Annotated in this window: 17 protein-coding genes; 7 read left to right on the top strand and 10 right to left on the bottom strand. The window is 46.7% G+C overall.

Annotated elements, in window-relative coordinates; all coding sequences use genetic code 11:
• The gene (locus BMW79_RS11415) at positions 1-1056 is read right to left on the bottom strand and encodes a PKD domain-containing protein (protein ID WP_089894776.1); all 1056 of its coding nucleotides are present in this window, start codon (positions 1054-1056) and stop codon (positions 1-3) included.
• Between the two features lie 223 nt (positions 1057-1279).
• On the opposite strand from BMW79_RS11415, the gene BMW79_RS11420 reads away from it, so the two are divergent.
• From BMW79_RS11420 to tssD, 5 genes are all read left to right on the top strand, one after another.
• The gene (locus BMW79_RS11420) at positions 1280-2242 is read left to right on the top strand and encodes a hypothetical protein (protein WP_089894778.1); all 963 of its coding nucleotides are present in this window, start codon (positions 1280-1282) and stop codon (positions 2240-2242) included.
• A gap of 133 nt (positions 2243-2375) precedes the next feature.
• Positions 2376-3230 (top strand): TssN family type VI secretion system protein, encoded by an 855-nt coding sequence (locus tag BMW79_RS11425; protein ID WP_089894784.1) that lies wholly within the window; start codon positions 2376-2378, stop codon positions 3228-3230.
• A gap of 10 nt (positions 3231-3240) precedes the next feature.
• Positions 3241-4416, top strand: coding sequence for a hypothetical protein (locus BMW79_RS11430; protein WP_089894786.1), 1176 nt, complete (start codon positions 3241-3243; stop codon positions 4414-4416).
• Positions 4417-4641: 225 nt separating this feature from the next.
• On the top strand, positions 4642-5166 hold the full coding sequence (gene tssO, locus BMW79_RS11435) for a type VI secretion system TssO (RefSeq protein ID WP_089894788.1): 525 nt from the start codon (positions 4642-4644) through the stop codon (positions 5164-5166).
• A gap of 158 nt (positions 5167-5324) precedes the next feature.
• A complete protein-coding gene (gene tssD / locus BMW79_RS11440; RefSeq protein WP_089894790.1) occupies positions 5325-5711 on the top strand; it encodes a type VI secretion system tube protein TssD in 387 nt (128 codons plus the stop codon).
• A gap of 147 nt (positions 5712-5858) precedes the next feature.
• Here the strand turns inward: tssD and BMW79_RS11445 are convergent, their stop codons facing one another.
• From BMW79_RS11445 to BMW79_RS11465, 5 genes are all read right to left on the bottom strand, one after another.
• Positions 5859-6617, bottom strand: a complete 759-nt coding sequence (locus tag BMW79_RS11445; RefSeq protein WP_089894792.1) for an MBL fold metallo-hydrolase — start codon at positions 6615-6617, stop codon at positions 5859-5861.
• Between the two features lie 34 nt (positions 6618-6651).
• Positions 6652-7098, bottom strand: coding sequence for a DoxX family protein (locus tag BMW79_RS11450; RefSeq protein ID WP_089894794.1), 447 nt, complete (start codon positions 7096-7098; stop codon positions 6652-6654).
• A gap of 61 nt (positions 7099-7159) precedes the next feature.
• Positions 7160-7735, bottom strand: coding sequence for a Crp/Fnr family transcriptional regulator (locus BMW79_RS11455; RefSeq protein WP_089894795.1), 576 nt, complete (start codon positions 7733-7735; stop codon positions 7160-7162).
• Entirely contained in the window at positions 7736-8692 is a 957-nt protein-coding gene (coaA, locus tag BMW79_RS11460) for a type I pantothenate kinase (RefSeq protein WP_089894797.1), read from the bottom strand.
• A gap of 3 nt (positions 8693-8695) precedes the next feature.
• Positions 8696-10051 (bottom strand): NAD-dependent succinate-semialdehyde dehydrogenase, encoded by a 1356-nt coding sequence (locus BMW79_RS11465; RefSeq protein WP_089894798.1) that lies wholly within the window; start codon positions 10049-10051, stop codon positions 8696-8698.
• 116 nt (positions 10052-10167) lie between these two features.
• Here BMW79_RS11465 and BMW79_RS11470 point away from each other — a divergent pair, with 116 nt between their 5' ends.
• Positions 10168-11343, top strand: coding sequence for an MFS transporter (locus BMW79_RS11470; protein WP_089894800.1), 1176 nt, complete (start codon positions 10168-10170; stop codon positions 11341-11343).
• Here BMW79_RS11470 and BMW79_RS11475 read toward each other — a convergent pair.
• From BMW79_RS11475 to pfkA, 4 genes are all read right to left on the bottom strand, one after another.
• Positions 11333-12739 carry an MFS transporter gene (locus BMW79_RS11475; protein WP_089894802.1) on the bottom strand — a complete coding sequence of 469 codons (1407 nt, stop codon included), beginning with the start codon at positions 12737-12739 and terminating at the stop codon, positions 11333-11335. The two genes, BMW79_RS11470 and BMW79_RS11475, sit on opposite strands and share 11 nt — an antisense overlap.
• Positions 12740-13123: 384 nt before the next feature.
• The gene (locus tag BMW79_RS11480) at positions 13124-13693 is read right to left on the bottom strand and encodes a TetR/AcrR family transcriptional regulator (protein WP_089894804.1); all 570 of its coding nucleotides are present in this window, start codon (positions 13691-13693) and stop codon (positions 13124-13126) included.
• Positions 13694-13838: 145 nt separating this feature from the next.
• Positions 13839-15326 (bottom strand): pyruvate kinase, encoded by a 1488-nt coding sequence (gene pyk, locus BMW79_RS11485; protein WP_089894806.1) that lies wholly within the window; start codon positions 15324-15326, stop codon positions 13839-13841.
• A gap of 12 nt (positions 15327-15338) precedes the next feature.
• Entirely contained in the window at positions 15339-16319 is a 981-nt protein-coding gene (pfkA, locus tag BMW79_RS11490; protein ID WP_079468763.1) for a 6-phosphofructokinase, read from the bottom strand.
• Positions 16320-16457: 138 nt separating this feature from the next.
• Here pfkA and BMW79_RS11495 point away from each other — a divergent pair, with 138 nt between their 5' ends.
• Positions 16458-18581, top strand: a complete 2124-nt coding sequence (locus tag BMW79_RS11495; RefSeq protein WP_245752461.1) for a prolyl oligopeptidase family serine peptidase — start codon at positions 16458-16460, stop codon at positions 18579-18581.
• Positions 18582-18590: the final 9 nt, after the last annotated feature.

The following is an 18590-nucleotide window of genomic DNA, read 5'->3' on the forward strand; positions in this document are numbered from 1 at the left end:
TTAAAAGATGCCCATGAATTTTTTACGGTCGTACATGATGAGGATTTCTTTTACGCATCCTTTCTCATCTTTCGCGAGGTTAACTCTTTCGATCTTGAATTTTTTCTTTCCGTAGATCCGTGAGCAGAAATGGGCGAAGTTATCTACATCGCTGGTGTTGAGTACTACCCGGGCACTGAGGTTATTACAGAGATACTGCGCGAAATCGGTCGCTGTTTTTTGTTTCAGTGTCACCTGGGTAAGCATATATTTAAATTCATCATCGGAGATAGAAGGGCGTGGCTCTTCTTTTTTTACCGGTGTTTCAGGAACGGGTGCAGGTAATGGCGCCGGGTTAAAGGCGGGTTCGGGTATTTCCGGTGCAGCGGCAGGTCTTGCGGCGAACACGGTGATATGTTTTAACACCATGTGACTACTGTCGCCGTTGATGATGAGTGACAGGGTTCTTTCTCCCGGAGTGGAGAAGGTATAGCTGACAGATGAACCGGAGTGGGCTTCCGCATTATCCTGCAATAACCGCCAGGTCCAGCTTTTCGCAGAAGGGGTACTATTGCGGAAAACCACAGGTCTGCCTGCGAAAGCTTCAGCGGGGCCATCAATAACCGGGAATATATCCGGCTGGTTGCCGGCTGCAGATGGTGTATTCATGGTTACCAGTACTTCTTTGGTCCATGTACATTTACCGGAGCTCAGCGTGATGATGTAGCTGCCTGCTTTATTAAAAGAATGATACACCTGCTTACCGGTAGCTTTGGCACTGGAGTCGCCAAATTCCCAGGAGTAAGCTGCCTGCTTTGAACCGGTTGTGGCTGCGTTAAATGTAATGACTTCTCCTACGGCATATGCTTTACTGTTAGTGTTTTGAATATGACTTAGTTTTATATCTGTATTGCTGCAATCTTCCCGTCCGTCGAGTTGAAAAGCGAGCAGTGCGCCGCTGATGAGAAGGAGTCCTAGGAACGTCCAGAGCACCATGGGGTCAACGTGACTGGCAATTTTTCCAAAAGGTCTGAATGAATTTACCTTGCGTTCATTTTCGGGTTTACGGGGGGCCATCGGTTTTTCAGGTTTTTACAATTTTAGTATTTTTTTTAGATAAATTGCCAAAGATAATGCGGGTTAAAAATTTTTTTTCCGTGTTCAAAATTTAAGCCATAATTATTCATAATAATAAAATCAAACCCCTATTTTTGTTGCTGAGTTGTTAGCCCGGAACCATAGACGAAAGATAGTTATGCTAACATAATAGCAGGATCAGAAAAACCTAAATTCAGACCTCATGGTAAATAATGCGCAGAAGGCTGCGGTGCTGGAAGAAGTGATTGAACACGTCAATGCTTTGCCCTACGACGTCAGGGCAGAAGTGGTGGTGGGGGAATTACTGGATAACCACGTGCGGGAAGAAGAGGTGGTAGTGCAGTTACAGAACGTATTTACCCGTTCTTTTGCCACGGATATTACCCAGGTGAAACTGGACGACAGCCAGCCTTACCAGCCATTCATCAATTTTTTTCTTTCCAGGGATGGGATCTATGACCGCTTGCCGCAGGGGGTGTTTCATGAATTCAAGCAGGAACCTTCCGCCCGGCAGAACGGGGTAGCTTCCATGGTGGCGCGCTATAAAAAGCAACAACAGCAACAACAGCAGGCGCGACGTTTTTTTCAGCCCCTTGAAAACGAGTTCTTTCTGCAACGGGTATACCTGGAGCAACGCGAGAAACACCTGTTGTTTGATGTGTTTGGAAAAGATACAGATCAGTTGTTTCATGCGTTCTGGGAGCTGTCGTCAGGGTTGCCCCTGGCAGCGGTGAACCGGCTGGTAAAGCTGTTGCCCCATGTTCACCGGATAGCCGGTAATACAACGCTGGTGCAGCTTTGCATGGAGCAGATCCTGGAAGAAACGGTGGTCATTACCTGGGACCGTACGCCTAAAATGGTGAGGACGGGAAACGGTGTGCCACTTGGGGAATGCGCGTTGGGAGTAGATGCGATGGTGGGAACGGAAAGCTATACCGATATGCCCACGTTGACGGTCAGCATCGGTCCGGTTAAACGGCAGCGCATATACGATTATCTGCCCTGGCAGCCATTCGGGAAGTTGCTGGAAACCTGCTATGGTTATCTGTTTCCGGTAGATGTGGAAATTAATACGGTGCTGTTACCCGCTGCGGGCGACAAAAAAGTAACCCTGTCCGACAAGCAGCCTGAGCAAGGAATTATGGGCTATAATTTTTTTCTCTGAAACCGGATTATTTTTTTGCCTGAACCCCAGAGAAGGGAACACATGGAATTATTTTTGCTAAGAAGAACTGTCTGAAAAACACAAATGAATGTTAGTACCCAAACCCGAAAAACCTTGACATATCAACTGAACTATGAGATACACTGCTAAGTTTTATATCATGCTGGCTGGCGCTATGGCTATAGGCTCTTTTATAGTGGCTTTGCTAGGCAGGTATATTAAGAATTTCAACCTGTATAAGAAAAAGGCATTATTGTATATCCTGTGTATGGTGCTGGTATTCGCCGTCATCAGTTCTATCCCTTTTCTGTTTACTCATCAGAACCTGATGAACCAATATCTTTTTTACGAAGTATGGTTCCTGGGATTAGGGATCGTGCATTGCCATTTTATGTATACCCGTTTCTGGGCCAATGAAACTACCCTGGTATCTGAACTGGCTTTTATACTGGCTATCTGGCTGTTTGGGGGCGCGGGTTTTGTGCTGGTCAACCGCTTCCTGGATAAGGATACTTTCCTGTATTATCCGATGCTGACCAGTATGTTTTCCTTTGTACTACCCACCTTTGTGTATAAGACTTTTGAGAAGATGATGGCCATACCTGCAAAGGTGCACAAATGGTGGCAGTATCCCGTGTATAAAGATATGCCGGAAGTGAATGAAGAAGAAATGCGCGACCTGATTGTAATCGGGCTTGAAATGGAAAAAGGCCCGGCAGATAATAACCGCACTTATTTCCGCGCCCGTACACCCATTAAAATGGATTTGGGCGACCTGTTCTATCACTTCATCAATGACTATAATGACCGTTACCCGAATACCCCGATTGATTTTGTGGACCCTGCCGGACAACCTTATGGTTGGGTGTTTCACCTGAAACCACGTTGGTTTGGTGGCGCTAAAACACTGGACCCTCACAAGGCTGTGTTTATGAATGGCATCAAAGAAAACAGTGTCATCATTTGCAACAGAATTATGTTATCCTAAAAGCAGAAATATGGCAGAACCGCTGAAGCATTTTCCCGTTAACTGGGTGGATGGAATGAAGATAAAGAAGCAGCATTTTATAGATACGGAAAATGCGTTGCTGGATCAGATCAGGGATGCACTGGCCTGTAGTGTACACGCACTCAATTATGGTTTGTTACCTCCCAAAGGAGATCAGAAAGAATCCCTGCGATGCTGGTTTGTAAGCGATAATCAACAGCAGTGGCGCATCAAATTAACGGAAGCACGCGCGGTTACCCCCGGTGGCGGCCGTATAGAGATTCCCGAGCATACCGTGCATTCACTGAAATATGCGACTACCTTTCCCGAAGCGACCTATACCTGGGATCCACAGCATACAGAAAGTACTTACTATGTGTTGATACAGGTAAATCCATTTAACCGTCAGCCAAGTGGAGAGCCGTTGCTGGATGAAGATCCGCCCAGATTGCCTTATGCTACTCCTGAATATAGTTTGTATATCGCACCTGCTTCACAATTACCATCAGGACAGCTAGGTAGTTACCAGATGGTGCTGGGTCGCATTACGGTGTCTGATGGCCGTCCGCAGATGGACGACGATTACATTCCTCCCTGCAGCATTGTGAGCGCGCATCCTGCATTGGTAGACCTGTTTCATGAGCTGGATCAGTTTCTCGGGCAGATGGAATTGTACGGCGTGCATATTGTGCAAAAAATTTATGGCAGAAATCAGCAGAATGATCTTGCATTGGTGGTGTTGTATATCACGGAGAAAATGGTGCAGTTCCTGAGTACACGCATTACGCAGTTCAGATGGCTGGCGTTGCAGCAGCCTCCTGCACAAATGCTGGAAATCATTGCAGGACTGGCCCGCACGATGAAGAACGCCATCGATCAGCGCGCCGGCGCCGGCAAAGAGGAGTTGTTGAACTATCTGTCGGAATGGTGCGAACTGCGGCAGGGGGAACTGGAAAATCTCATGATCAATTGCGCGAACATCCGGTATAAACACCTGGATGTAAGAGAGTGCCTTCAACCCATGATTCCTTTTGTAAGAGCTGTGAATAAACTGTTTGAAAGCCTGAGCAGACTGGATTATATCGGACGCAAGCAGGACAGCAATATTTTTGTGAAAGAAGAATCAGCAGAAGATGCAGAGTACCTGCGGAAGCACAAAACGAAACGCTGGTTTTTTACGGATTAATGGAGGCGCAGAGCTTCGGGTGTTAAAGGTGCTGAGCTGTAATGCAGGGGAGGCGTACGGTGTTGTAGAGAAAATGTGATACGCTTGCAGCGCTATGTTAACCAGTAATGCCTGACGTGCAATTAAACTCAGGAAGAGACCAGCGATAAATCAATAACGGGCTCGTTGCTCTTTCATAAAATAGGTCATCACAAGATAATTTAATTTCAAAAAACGATCCGCAGTATGCAAGTATTAAACAGGCAGGAAAGAAGTGTTTCCTTTATATGGTTCCTGTTATTTTTTATTGTAACAGTAGGCCTTTTCGTATTGGCTGTTTTTTTTAATTACCAGGTACCGGCAAGAGAGAATGCCTCACTCAGGAAGGAACTAAGCTCTTTCCGGGAGGAGCAGGCTTTTCAGGCAGATTTTCTGCAGAAGCTGGATAAAGTAAAGCACAACCTGGATTCTATCAATCTGCCTAACCAGAATGCCAATTATATGGACCAGGTGATCGCGGCATCCCTCGCAGAAATGCGTAACTCTATTCCGAAAGATGCCGTTACGCATTATGGCTTGTATGATAACATTGTACAGAACTGTTTATCGCTGCAGCAAACCAAGCAACAACTGCGGGAATTGCAGAATGCGCAACAAAGTATTGCAGGGCTGAAAGAACAGGTAGCGGATCTGAATGTAAAGCTGGAAAGTAAGAGCCGGGACCTGGATAATTGCCGGCAGATGATGTTGATAAACAGCCGCGCTCACTAACTTTCAGGGCTATATTAATTCAATAAATATTGGAATAATAATTATTTGTTAGGACTCTTAACTATTGAAATTTTCATCCTATATTTGAGGCTTATAAATCATAAATAAATAAATCCTAATTATTTTTTCTTTATTGTAACCTTAAAAATTAACCCGACATGTCCTTCAAAGCAAAATTTCAGACAGGCGGAAACGAGTACAACGTACAGCACGTCGCCTACGATCTCACACAAGAAGTAGATGCAACCGGTCGCCCTTCTGCCATCACCCGTGGTGGTCGTATTAAGCTGACCGTAGAATCTACCGGAAAAACAGACCTTTTCGAGTGGATGGTAAACAACTTTGAAAGAAAAGATGGTACCATTACTTTCATGAAAAGAGACACTGATTCCAAACTGAAAACCCTGGAATTCAAAGAAGGGTACCTGGTGAAGTTTGAAGAGTCTTTCGACTACGAAAACAAAAATCCAATGGTAATTTCCTTTACCATTTCAGCCCGTGAAATTAGCATGGGTAATGCAAAACATGTTAATGAGTGGGTGTAATAACTCCTGACATTATGCAGAAGGGCTGTTACCGTGAGGTGACAGCCCTTTTTTATTTTATGCGAAATGCAACACACTTTGTATGCGCATTTCATGCGATATTTTTTTGCGCGGAAATCCTGGCCTAGGTTTGTGGTGCAAAAAAACTCAGGAAAGCGTGATCCATTCTCCCTGTTCCGGAATAATGGCTGTCAGGTTTTCTGCTGCCACTGCTTCTCTTAATTGTTGTCTGGTAAGATAACAGTGATTGATAGCCCCCATATGCACGGCGATTACTTTTGCTGCAGCCGGATGCCGGATGGTTTTAATGACATCTGCCGCTGTCATGGTAATGGGATCTCCCTGGAGGAACTGTGCAGCGCCTGCATTTACCACTACATAATCCGGTTGATAGGTATCCAGCGCAGCGGCTACTTCTTCACACCAGATGGTATCTCCGGCGATGTATAAGGTCGTGTTTCCTTCCTGGAGTACAAAGCCGGAAACGGGCGCCATCATTTTACCGATTTCTCCGGTGCCGTGTTGTCCGCCGGTACGTGAGATGAGGATGTTCTCCCAGGTAACATTTGTAATAACAGGGATCACCTGCGTAAAAGCCTGCTCTCTGATCGCAGATTCATCTTCCGGTTGACAAAACAGCGGAATACTTTTGGGTAGTATCGCTTGCGCGGTAACATCCCAGTGGTCGCGGTGACGGTGTGTAACGATAATGGCATCCAGGGAGGATAACAGCTCTTTTAGCGCGGCATCATCGAGTGGCAGCTCTGTCATCGGATTGCGGATGGTATTGGCTGCATTGGGAACAGGATCGAGGCTGTCTTTAACACCCAGCATGGGGTCTACCAGTATATTTTTATTATTCCATTCTATCAGCAATGTGGCATTGCGTAAATATTGTATGCGCATGGGTTACATTTTTGTGCTGATATAAAGTTATCGATTAATTGATGCACCACCATATCCATAAAATATAAAGCGGCTGAAACAGCAGGCGGCTCCAGGTATACCAGGGTTTTGACGGCAGGCCGCCGGGAGCCGGTAACTGCTTCACTGCTACGCGGATGTTGGCGGGAAACATAGCGATCAGTAACAGTATCAGTCCCCATCCGGCATAATATTGTATGGCAGGAAAGAGTAAACCTGCGCCCAGTATGATTTCCAGCACACCGGTAAACAGAATCATGAAATGAGGGAAGGGAACCAGCCCGTCAATCATATAAGTGAGTTTGCGGGGCTTCACGAGGTGCATGGCGCCGATCAGCAGGAACATCACGGCGGCGGCTATACGGGCATCCGTAGTCAGTTGCTGTAAGAAGGGAATGTGGAAAAGGTGGCCAATAGCCAGTAATAAAAGGCCAATGCTGCATAAGCCGGAAAAGAATGCCATATCGGAGATTTTTTGTCAACACAAAGGTCTGCATCTCCCGGGGCAAAAAAATTGACAAATGTTAGTTAATCTTTTTGCGGATACGGCTCAGGCTTTCCGGCTCAATACCCAGGTAAGAAGCAATCTGTTTAATGGGAATGTGTTTGATGACTTCGGGATATTCCTCCAGGAGTTGTGCGTATCTCTCCTGCGCGGAATAGCGCAGAAACGACAATTCGCGGTGGTATTTACGCAGGTATTGCTGTTCGGCGATGAGCCGTCCTATTTTTTCAGATTGATGAGAATCCTGATACAGCTTATGCAAATCTGCGTAATGGCAGGCGTAGCCGCTTACCGGTGTGATAGCCTGCAGATTTACAGCAGCCGGTTTTTGTGTAATGAAAGAAGCGTAGGAGGTGGAAAAACTATTGGGGAAAGCAAAGTCCATACTGATGTCTTTGCCATCGTGAATGGTGTACACCCTCACAATACCTGTTTCCACATAGTAGATGGCATTGGCGGTTTTTCCTGCTTCTGAGAGATGATCTCCCGCAGAGAATGCAACCGGCTGCAGGATTGCTTCGAACTGTTCCCAATGGACCAATGGTTCTTGCAGCAAAGCCTGCAGCTGTTGTCTGATCAGTAGTTTACCTTCCACTCAGGTTTTTCTCAGTTGAATGGATTGCACAAAATGGTGATGTCCTTTTTCCAGGATCAGGCTGGCACGGTAGCGGGTGGGCGCAATATTTTGCTCCAGGTTAGGTTTGTTGATATCGTCCCAGATCTGTGTGGCCAGTTCAATGGTGGCGGTATCGGAGAGATGGGCATAGCGGTGAAAGAAAGATTCCGGGCTCTGAAACGCTGTTCTGCGCAGGGATTCAAAGCGGGCAATGTACCATTTGCGGATATCTTTTTCAGCGGCATCTACATAGATACTAAAGTCGAAGAAATCGGATACGAAAACGGCAGGATCTTTTTGTTGCTGGCGATGACGCACCTGCAACACATTCACGCCTTCCACGATCACAATATCCGGCTGTTCTATCCATTGTAACTGACCCTGGAGAATATCATATTCCAGGTGGGAATATAAAGGCGCTGCCACTCTTTCTTTGCCGGATTTTACATCTGCGAGGAAATGGATCAGTCTTTTGATATCATAGCTTTCGGGGAAGCCCTTCCGGTTCATGATATTATTTGCTTCCAGCACCTTGTTAGGATACAAGAAGCCATCTGTTGTGACCAGGTCTACCCGTGGATGATTGGGCCATGCCTGTAATAATTTTTGCAGTACCCTGGCGGTGGTACTTTTTCCTACGGCCACACTTCCTGCGATGCCGATGATATAAGGCACTTTATGTGCCTGGCTGCTGAGGAAGCTGCTGGTAGCGGTATGCAGCTGCTGGGAAGCCGTTACATACAGGTTCAGCAGGTGTGCCAGTGGAAGATATACCTGTGTGATTTCTTCCTGTGTAAGTGGTTCGTTCATACCATGCAATGCTTCCAGGTCGTAGTCCTGTAGTTGCAACATGGCATCGCCGCTGGTTTCTGCCCATTCCTTGCGGGTGAAATTGATATAGGGAGTGTAGCGGTCGCGTTTCAGAGAGGTGGTCATTGCTTATTGTTGTATATATACCGTCTTTACATTCAAAAATTCGTGTGTGCCTTCCAGTGATAATTCGCGTCCGTAGCCCGATTGTTTTACGCCGCCAAAAGGCAGGCGTGCATCCGAACGGACCATGGCGTTAATGAATACATTGCCGCTGTCTATCTGTGTGGCCAGTCTGGCTGCTTTATCAAGATCGCTGGTCCACAGGGCTGCGCCCAGGCCAAACTCGGTTTCGTTGGCGAGTGCGATAGCCTCGGTTTCGTTGGCGGCTTCTATGATAACGGCCAGCGGACCAAAAGTTTCTTCTTTAAAAGCAGTCATTTTGTTGGTCACCCCGGTAAGCAGGGTAGGTGCAAAGTTACAGCCTTCATGCGTGCCACCCAACTCCAGTCTGGCGCCCTGGCTGATCGTATCCTGTAATTGTTTGGCCAGTTCTTCTGCCAGGTCGGGACGGGCCATAGGACCCATTTGTGTGTCGTCCTGTGTGGGATCGCCCTGTTTCAGTTGTTCGAGAATACGTTTTACTTCTGCGGTAAATGCGGGTACTATTTCTTTTTCCACAATCCAGCGTTTGGCTGCAATGCACGACTGGCCGGCGTTCTGCATACGTCCCTGGACCGCTGTTTTGGCGGCTGCTTCCAGGTCTGCATCTTTCAAAACAATAAAAGGATCGCTGCCACCCAGTTCCAGCACGGTTTTCTTGATATGTTTGCCCGCAAGCGCAGCTACACTTTTACCGGCAGGTGTGCTACCGGTTAAGGTAACGCCTTGTACACGCGGATCTGCGATGACAGGTTCTATATCTTTTGAAGACACCAGCAGCGACTGGAAAGTACCGGCGGGAAAATTGCTTTGAGAAAATATTTTTTCGATCGCTAATGCACAGCCGCTTACGTTGCTGGCGTGTTTTAAAATACCGGTGTTGCCGGCGAGTATATTCGGAATCGCAAAGCGGAATACTTGCCAGTAGGGAAAGTTCCAGGGCATGATGGCCAGGATGATTCCTTTTGGTTCGTATGATACATAACTTTTATAGGCGTCGGAACGGATTGGTTTATGTTGCAACATCTCTGTGATGTTTTCTGCATAATACTCTGCTGAAGTGGCACATTTCAATACTTCAGCCCTGGCTTCTTTCAGGGTTTTGCCCATTTCCTGTGTGATCAATGCAGCATGTTCGTCCACGTTATCTTTCATGGATTGTGCTACCTGCATCATCCACTGGCGGCGCTGTTCCAGCGGAACAGATAATAATTCCCGGTAAGCTTTATGCCCCAGTGCTAACTTTTCGTCTATTTCTGCCGGTGTATGTGGCGTGTATTCGGCAATGGTTTCCTGTGTAAATGGATTGATGCTTGTAAACATACCGGTTAGCTTTTATCGGTGACTGAATAGTCAGACAAATTTACCGCTTTCCGATAAAAGCCCGCTCATAAAAGCGAATTAGTATCTTTGCACCGCAGGAAAAATAAATCAGTTTTATGGCGCTTAGCAGGTGGAATATCATGATAATGGCCCTTTGTACAGGGTTGATTGTTGCCAATATCTATTATAGCCAGCCCTTGCTGGTATTGATGAGTGAGGAGTTTGGGGTTACAGAAAGCAATGCCGGCCAGGTTACCTTTTTTACACAGGTAGGATATGCGCTGGGGCTGTTATTCTGCGTGCCGCTGGGAGATAAACTGGAGCGAAAAAGACAGATCGTGATCATGACGCTGATGTCTGTAGTAGCCCTGGTGGCGGCGGCCAAGTCTGTCAATATAACAATGCTGAAGGTCACGGGGCTGCTGATCGGATTCTCTTCCGTAGTACCGCAGCTGATTCTGCCGCTGGCGGCCAACCTGTCTGATCCGGCGAGTCGTGGTAAGGTAATTGGTACTATCATGAGCGGCCTGCTGGTAGGAATTTTATTATCCCGCACGCTGAGTGGTATTGTCGGCCATCATTTCGGCTGGAGAGCGATGTTCTGGATTGCAGCGGGTATCAGCGCCTTGCTGGCGGTAATCATGATTGCTACTTTTCCTTCCAGCAAACCTAATTTTAAAGGTACTTATGGTGATCTGATGAAGTCGTTGTTAACACTCATCAAAGAACAACCGGTATTAAGAGAGGCATCAGCTATCAACGCCTGTTGTTTTGCGATGTTCGGGATGTTCTGGACAACCGTGGTATTTTTATTATCGGATGCTCCTTTCAGATATACAAGCGAACAGATTGGTTTAATGGGTCTTGCCGCCGCTGCGGGCGCTTTGGGCGCGCCATTGGTAGGACGTATCGCCGATAAAAAGAACCCGCGTATTGCGATCGGTTATGGCATCATCTTTTTATTTCTCGGCTACTTTTTATTCTATCTCTTCAAAGCCAATATCATCGGTATGATCGTAGGAATTATTGCGATCGACCTCGGTTTACAGGGTATCCATGTGTCCAATCAAACACGGATTTATACGCTGATGCCCGAAGCGAGGAACCGTTTGAACACGGTGTTTATGACCACCAGTTTTATCGGCACCTCGCTTGGATCTGGTATCGGTTTATGGGTATGGTCTTTTGCGCAATGGAATGGCGTTTGTGTGGCTGGTATTGCTTTGATCACCATCGCGTTGATCATCTACCTCGCTACTTATAAAAAAGAAAAACCAATGATTACCGCTTAACACGGTTTAATACTACCATCACAATCAGCAGATAACCCATCATACAGAACAGGGCGGTTTTGTAAGCCAGGTAAAAGTTGCCGGAGCTACGGGCCAGGTAAAGGAAAATTCCTCCCAGGATACTTACGCCCAATGCGGAGGCAAATTGTTGCACGGTAGAATATACTCCACTGGCTGCTCCTGCTTTTGCGGGCGGCATATCCCACATCGCTACTTTCAACAGGGAAGGCATCAATAAACCGGAGCCACTGCCATAGATGATCAGGCAGGGAAGAATATCAGAGGGCGTCGCCACATTTCCCCGGAAGAATACTAGTTGCAGGATAAAAGAAAGGATCATCAGGATACAGGCTACCTGCAACAGGCGGATGCCATATTTTGCTGCATTTTTGATGGACCAGAGAGACGCCAGTAAAAATGGAATGGTTTGCATCACAAAATAATTTCCTGCGGTAAAGGGTTGCATGTGAAAGCCGTTCTGGAAGTAAAGGGCTACTATAAAAATGTAGGAAGTATTTACCCCAAAGAAAAACAGCACGCTGACGATACCGGTATTGAAACTGCTGATGCGAAAGAGTTCTAGGGGTACCAGCGGATCGCGTTGCCGTTTTCCGAGCCAATATTGCCAGGCAATAAATATTCCCAGCAACACAAATGCCACTGCCAGCATCACGACAGTCCAGGCGGGCCAGCCGAGTTCTGTGCCCTGTATGATAGGGTAGATCAGGAGCGACAGCGCCAATGTAAGTATAATGATGCCCGGCACATCAAAACGGGTGGCTTTATTCTGCCCGGATTCCTGTACAAAGAAATACGCCAGCAGCATCGCAATAATCCCAAAGGGCAGATTTACGAGGAAAATCAGCCGCCAGCTGTCGGTGATCAGGTGAGATGAAATGAAGTAACCACCAAGGAATTGTCCGAGCGTGGCGCCTGTGCCGAGTGCCATGCCATAGAGGCCATAGGCTTTGTCGCGGTCGGCGGGCGACTGGAAATTCAGCTGGATCAGGGTAATCGTTTGAGGCACGGTGAAGGCGGCGGCTACGCCTTGCAGCAGCCTGGAAACGATCAACATTTCCATAGAAGTGGCAAAACCGCACATGGCGGAGGTAATAGTGAATGCCGCCAGTCCGGCGATAAACACCTTTTTCTTCCCGAAGTAATCACCGGTGCGGCTGCCGGTGATGAGGAACACGGAATATCCCAGCAGGTAAGAGGCCAGCACCAGCTCCAGGGCGGCGTCTGAGCTGTGAAAGTAATTTTTAATGGCCGGTGTGCTGATGTTTACGATAAATACATCGATCACCGTAATTAATGGCGCGAGCAGGATGACTGCCAGAGAGATCCATGGATTGATGTAAGTAGATCTGATATATACAGACTGGTCTGTTTTCATGTAGGTAAATTTTTTTAATAGATAATTATATTTGGTTTGCCTTATTAATGATGGGTAAATTGAGATATAAAGTCAGTTGAAAACGGATGATTTTTCCATTTTCAATGAGGTATTATATTTGTTTTTGAGCAGACGAAGGACGTGCAACTGGATAGCCTGAGCAAATAGAAGCTCTGGGCCGGTAGCTGTTCGGATCTGTGGCCATGCTATTAGTAGCTATCTGCGACGCTCTGTCGGTTGTTATCCGGATCAGCGATCACTCGCAGCTGTTCGTATTACTGAAGCTCTGTAAACCGTTATCCGTCCAATGATCACGCTATACGCCGATGTAGCGCTGATTCTCAGATCACTGTATGCCAATCTGCAACTTTTAATGCACCCTTCCTACAATGTTTCCAGCAGTTTCTTCACTACTTTCTTGGTGTCTTCCACTGGTTTCGCTGATTTCTGGATATAGCCCTGCAGTCCGGCGCCTTCGTAGAGGTTGAAGAGCATATCGGTCATTTCTTCCAGGTCGTTTTCCGGGAGATCCGGCTTTATGATGCCGAGTTGTTCTGCGATCAGCGTTTTGATGGTACGGCTGTGTGTGCGTACCTGCAGGAGGGCATCTTCATTTAATCCGGGCAATTCGTAGGCGATGCGCATAAAGGCACAGCCTCTGAAATTGTTTTCTTCCATGTGCTGACGACGGAATTCAAAGAGGCCTATCAGTTTATCTTTCCCGGGGGCCAGCTGATCGATGTATTCCATCCGGCGGGTGTGGTTGGTGATACGGGTTCTCCCGAGATATTCCGTAAGCAGTGCTTCCTTGGAGGGGAAATGCTGGTACAGACTGGCTTTGGCGATACCAGCTTCTTCTATGATCTGGTTAATGCCGGTTGCCTGGTAGCCTTGCTGATAAAATAATTCGCAGGCGGTGTTGAGGATTCTTTCTTTTGCGCCTTGTTCTTTCATGGGACAATATTAGGCTAAATATATAAAACAGACAAGTCTGTATATATTTTTGACAATAGAGCGATAAAGCAAAATGCAGCGAAAAGGAAGTGAATTCCTCTCCGCTGCATTTGCTAAATCCTTATAGCTTAAGACAAAAACTATATTAGTCCACTTTCGTGATCTTCAGCATGTTTGTTGGCAGGTGTTGTTTAACTGGGGTGCTACCGGTATTAACGGCCACATCGCCAGCTTTGATGAATCCTCTTTCTTTCAGGATATTGATCTGATCGAAAACGATATCATCCAGGCTTTCTTCTTCTTCGTAGTAGAAAGCGCGTACGCCCCAGCTCAGGCTCAACTGGTTCACCAGTGATCTTTCTTTGGTAAAGATATAGAGTGGGCTGCGCGGACGGTAGCTACTCAGCATAAAGCCGGTGTAGCCGCTCTGGGTCATACCGATGAGGGCATCTGCATCCAGATCTTCCGCAATTTTACATGCGTTGTAGCACAGTGCATCGCTGAGGAAGGTAGGAGAGTGGCGGTGAGGGATCAGGTTACGGTTGTAAATGATCGCTTCTTTTTCCACTTCCTGGATGATTTTGTTCATGGTCTGGATTACCAGTTCAGGGAACATACCGGTAGCAGTTTCACCGCTGAGCATCACCGCGTCGGCACCTTCGAGTACGGCGTTAGCCACATCGGTGATTTCACTACGGTTTGGACGGGTGCGGTCCATCATGCTTTCCATCATCTGTGTAGCCACGATAACAGGTTTTGCACGGTGGATACATTTGCGGATAATATCTTTCTGAATCATCGGGATCTGCTCTACAGGCAGTTCCACACCGAGGTCACCACGGGCGATCATTACGCCATCGCTTTCCCAGATGATTTCTTTCAGATTCTGTATAGCTTCAGGTTTCTCGATTTTAGAGATCACCTTCATTTTAGAGTTGCGGGCCTCCAGGCGTTTGCGCAGTTCAGACAGATCTTTTACGCTTCTTACAAAAGAGAGTGCTACCCAGTCACATTCATGATCAATGATGAATTCCAGGTCAATAATATCTTTTTCTGTCAGTGCAGGGAGGGAGATTTTAGTATCCGGGAGGTTGAAGCCTTTTTTGGAAGACAGTACACCTGGTAAGGAAACTTCTGCTTTGATTTCACCGTTGGCGGTGATTTCTTTTACAATGGTTTCGATTTTACCATCGTCGAGCAGAATTTTCTGGCCGGGTCTGAGATCTTTATACAGGTCAGGGTAGGAAACGTAAATTTTTTCCATGTTGCCCACCAGCTTTTCGTTCACGAAAGTGAGGATATCACCTTTCTTCAGCGGCAGGGCATTGTTTTCGATTTCACCTACACGCAGTTTTGGTCCCTGGAGATCGGCCAGGATAGCCACAGTGTATGGTTCTGTTTTATTGATCTGACGGATATATTCAATAATCCGCAGTTTATCTTCGTGCGAGCCGTGTGAAAAGTTGAGGCGGAAAACGTTTACGCCGGCTTTTACCAGTGTCAGCAGGCCTTCATAGGTGTCGCACGCGGGGCCTACAGTAGCCACGATTTTTGTTTTGTGCGAAGAGTGCTCTCTACCCGCAGCGTTATCCATCTGCTTGTGATAGTATTTCGAAAGATCCTTTGTACTCATAAGTCTAATTTTTTAACTCGCAAGAATTTTAACAATCTTAAACCATTCGGGGTCAATTTCCTGTTTGGCTTTTACAGCTTTATCAAGAGGAGTGTAATGGATCTTGTCGTTGACAACACCGATCATTACATTATGGATGCCTTCGAGAAGGGCATCTACGGCTGCATAGCCCAGACGGCTGGCCAGAATACGATCTGTGCAGGTGGGAGCGCCGCCACGCTGGATATGTCCGAGGATACTTACCCGGGTGTCCAGCTGTGGGCACCTTTCTTTAATGATGCGACCAACTTCAGTAGCACCGCCGGTTTCATCACCTTCGGCCACTACAATCAGGTTAACCAGTTTTCTGCGGCGTTCGTTCGCCTGCAGTTCTTCAATAATGTCATTTACTTCCGTTTTGCGTTCAGGCAGCAATATATGCTCCGCACCAGTGGAAATGCCGCTGTGTAATGCGATGTAACCGGCGTCACGGCCCATTACCTCAATTACAAACAAACGATCATGCGCATCCGCTGTGTCCCTGATTTTATCGATAGCTTCTACCGCAGTATTCACCGCCGTATCAAAACCAATCGTAGAATCAGTCCCCGCAATGTCCTTGTCAATAGTACCAGGCAAGCCTATACAAGGAATGTCAAATTCCTGGCTGAACTTTTGCGCACCATTGAACGAGCCGTCTCCACCGATGACTACCAGCCCGTCAATGTTGTGTTTTTTCAGATTTTCATAAGCCATTTTTCGCCCTTCATATTCATAGAACTCTTTGCACCGGGCGGTCTTCAATATGGTGCCTCCGCGCTGAATAATGTTGGCCACTGACTTAGACTCCATTGGGAAAATTTCGTTCTTCAACATTCCCCTATAGCCGTACATAATGCCATACACATTCAGCTGATGATAAATGCCCGTTCTTACAACTGCACGAACTGCGGCGTTCATGCCAGGAGCATCTCCTCCCGATGTAAGGACTGCAATGTTGTTCAGTTTTTTCATATAAATTGCTAAAAAAATATCTTAAAGGCGCACAAAAATAACATTTTGCAATTGTTTTCTAACTGTTATCTGATGAAATAACCTAAATTTTTAATTTCCATCAAACAAAGTAGCTAAAATTTTTAAAAAATATTACGCATGTTAAATAAAAATAATAAACGGTGGATCTTTATGGGCGTGAGTTTAATAGCCGGACAGGCAATGGCACAACAACAAAACATCACTTATCCGGACTCAAAAAAAGTAGATTCGGTAGATAATTATCACGGTACAAGTGTGGCAGATCCATACCGGTGGCTGGAAGACGATCATAGCGCCGAAACCAAGGCATGGGTAGACGCCCAGAACAAGGTAACAGAAAACTATCTCTCCCAGATCCCCTTCCGGGGCGAAATCCGGAAAAGACTGGAAGAATTGTGGAATTACCCGAAAAATGGCGCCCCCACCAAACATGGCAATTATTATTACTTCTTTAAAAATGATGGTCTCCAGAATCAATCCATCCTTTACCGCTCCGCTACCTTAGGCGGCAGCGCCAGCGTTTTCCTGGATCCAAACAAACTTTCTTCGGCCGGTACTACCGCCCTGGGAGGGATGTCGTTTTCGAAAGACGGGAAATATGTGGCCTACTCCCTTTCCAAAGCCGGCTCCGACTGGCAGGAAATCTTCATCATGGACGTAGCCAGCGGCCAACTGCTGTCTGACAAACTGGAATGGGTAAAGTTCAGCGGTCTCGCCTGGAGAGGTAACGGTATCTATTACAGCCGTTACGACAAACCCGACGAACAAAGCAAACTGTCTAAAAAGAATGAATTCCAGAAAGTATATTACCACCAGCTGGGAGATCCGCAGGAAAAAGATGAACTGGTATATGTGGATAAAGAACATCCTCTCCGTAACGCAGGTGTAGAAGTGACGGAAGATGAACGCTTCCTTATCCTCTCTACAACAGAGGGTACCTCGGGCCGTGAACTATGGTACCGCGACCTGCAGAATCCTGCACAGAAGGAATTTGCCTTGCTCGTAAAGGGTTTCGCGAATGAACCGGATGTGATAGATAATTATGGAGATAAACTCCTGGTGCGCACCAATCATAATGCACCTAATTATAAAGTTGTACTCATCGATCCCGCCCATCCGGAAGAATCCAACTGGAAAGTGATTGTACCTGAAAAGAAAGAAGCTCTTCAGGGCGTAGGTACTGCTGGTGGCAAATTATTCCTGAACTATCTGAAAGATGCTTCTACCCGTGTATATCAATATGATTACAACGGCAAACTGGAGCATGAAGTGAAATTGCCGGGTATCGGAACCGCCAGTGGCTTTGGCGGTAAAAAAGAGGACAAGGAATTTTTCTATACCTATACCTCCTTTGTAACACCTCCGCAGGTATATAAATATGATATCAGCTCCGGCGCCTCTGCCTTATATGATAAAGCGGATGTAAAATTCAACCCGGCGCAGTATGAAACCAAACAGGTATTCTTCAAAAGTGCTGATGGTGAAAGCGTACCCGTATTCCTGTCTTATAAGAAAGGGCTCCGGTTAAATGGCAACAACCCCGTGTTACTCTATGGTTACGGTGGATTCAATATCGCCATCACTCCTTCTTTCAGTGTATCCAATCTTTACTTCATGGAACAGGGAGGCATATACGCAGTTGTTTCCCTGAGAGGCGGCAGTGAATATGGAGAAGCCTGGCACAAAGGCGGTATGATGGACAAGAAGCAGAATGTATTCAACGATTTTATTGGTGCTGCCGAATACCTGATCAAAGCGAAATACACGAATCCCGGTAAGATTGCCATCCGTGGCGGATCTAATGGTGGTTTGCTGGTAGGCGCCTGTATGACACAGCGTCCTGAACTATTCAAGGTAGCGCTGCCTGCGGTAGGCGTAATGGATATGCTGCGCTTTCAGAAATTCACCATCGGCTGGGCCTGGGCGGTGGAGTATGGTAGCAGCGACAACGCAGAACAATTTAAATACCTGCTGAAATACTCTCCGTTGCATAACCTGAAACCAGGTACCGCTTATCCGGCCACACTGATCACGACAGCTGATCATGATGATCGCGTGGTACCGGCACACTCCTTCAAGTTTGCAGCCACCCTGCAGGCCGACAACGCAGGTCCTAATCCGACCCTGATCCGTATTGAAACACAGGCAGGCCACGGCGCCGGTAAGCCAACATCTAAAATGATTGATGAAGCCGCCGATATCTGGGCATTTACCATGTACAACCTTGGAATGCACAAGTAATAGGAGATA

It is taken from the genome of Chitinophaga arvensicola (genome assembly GCF_900110835.1).
Classification (GTDB): domain Bacteria; phylum Bacteroidota; class Bacteroidia; order Chitinophagales; family Chitinophagaceae; genus Chitinophaga; species Chitinophaga arvensicola.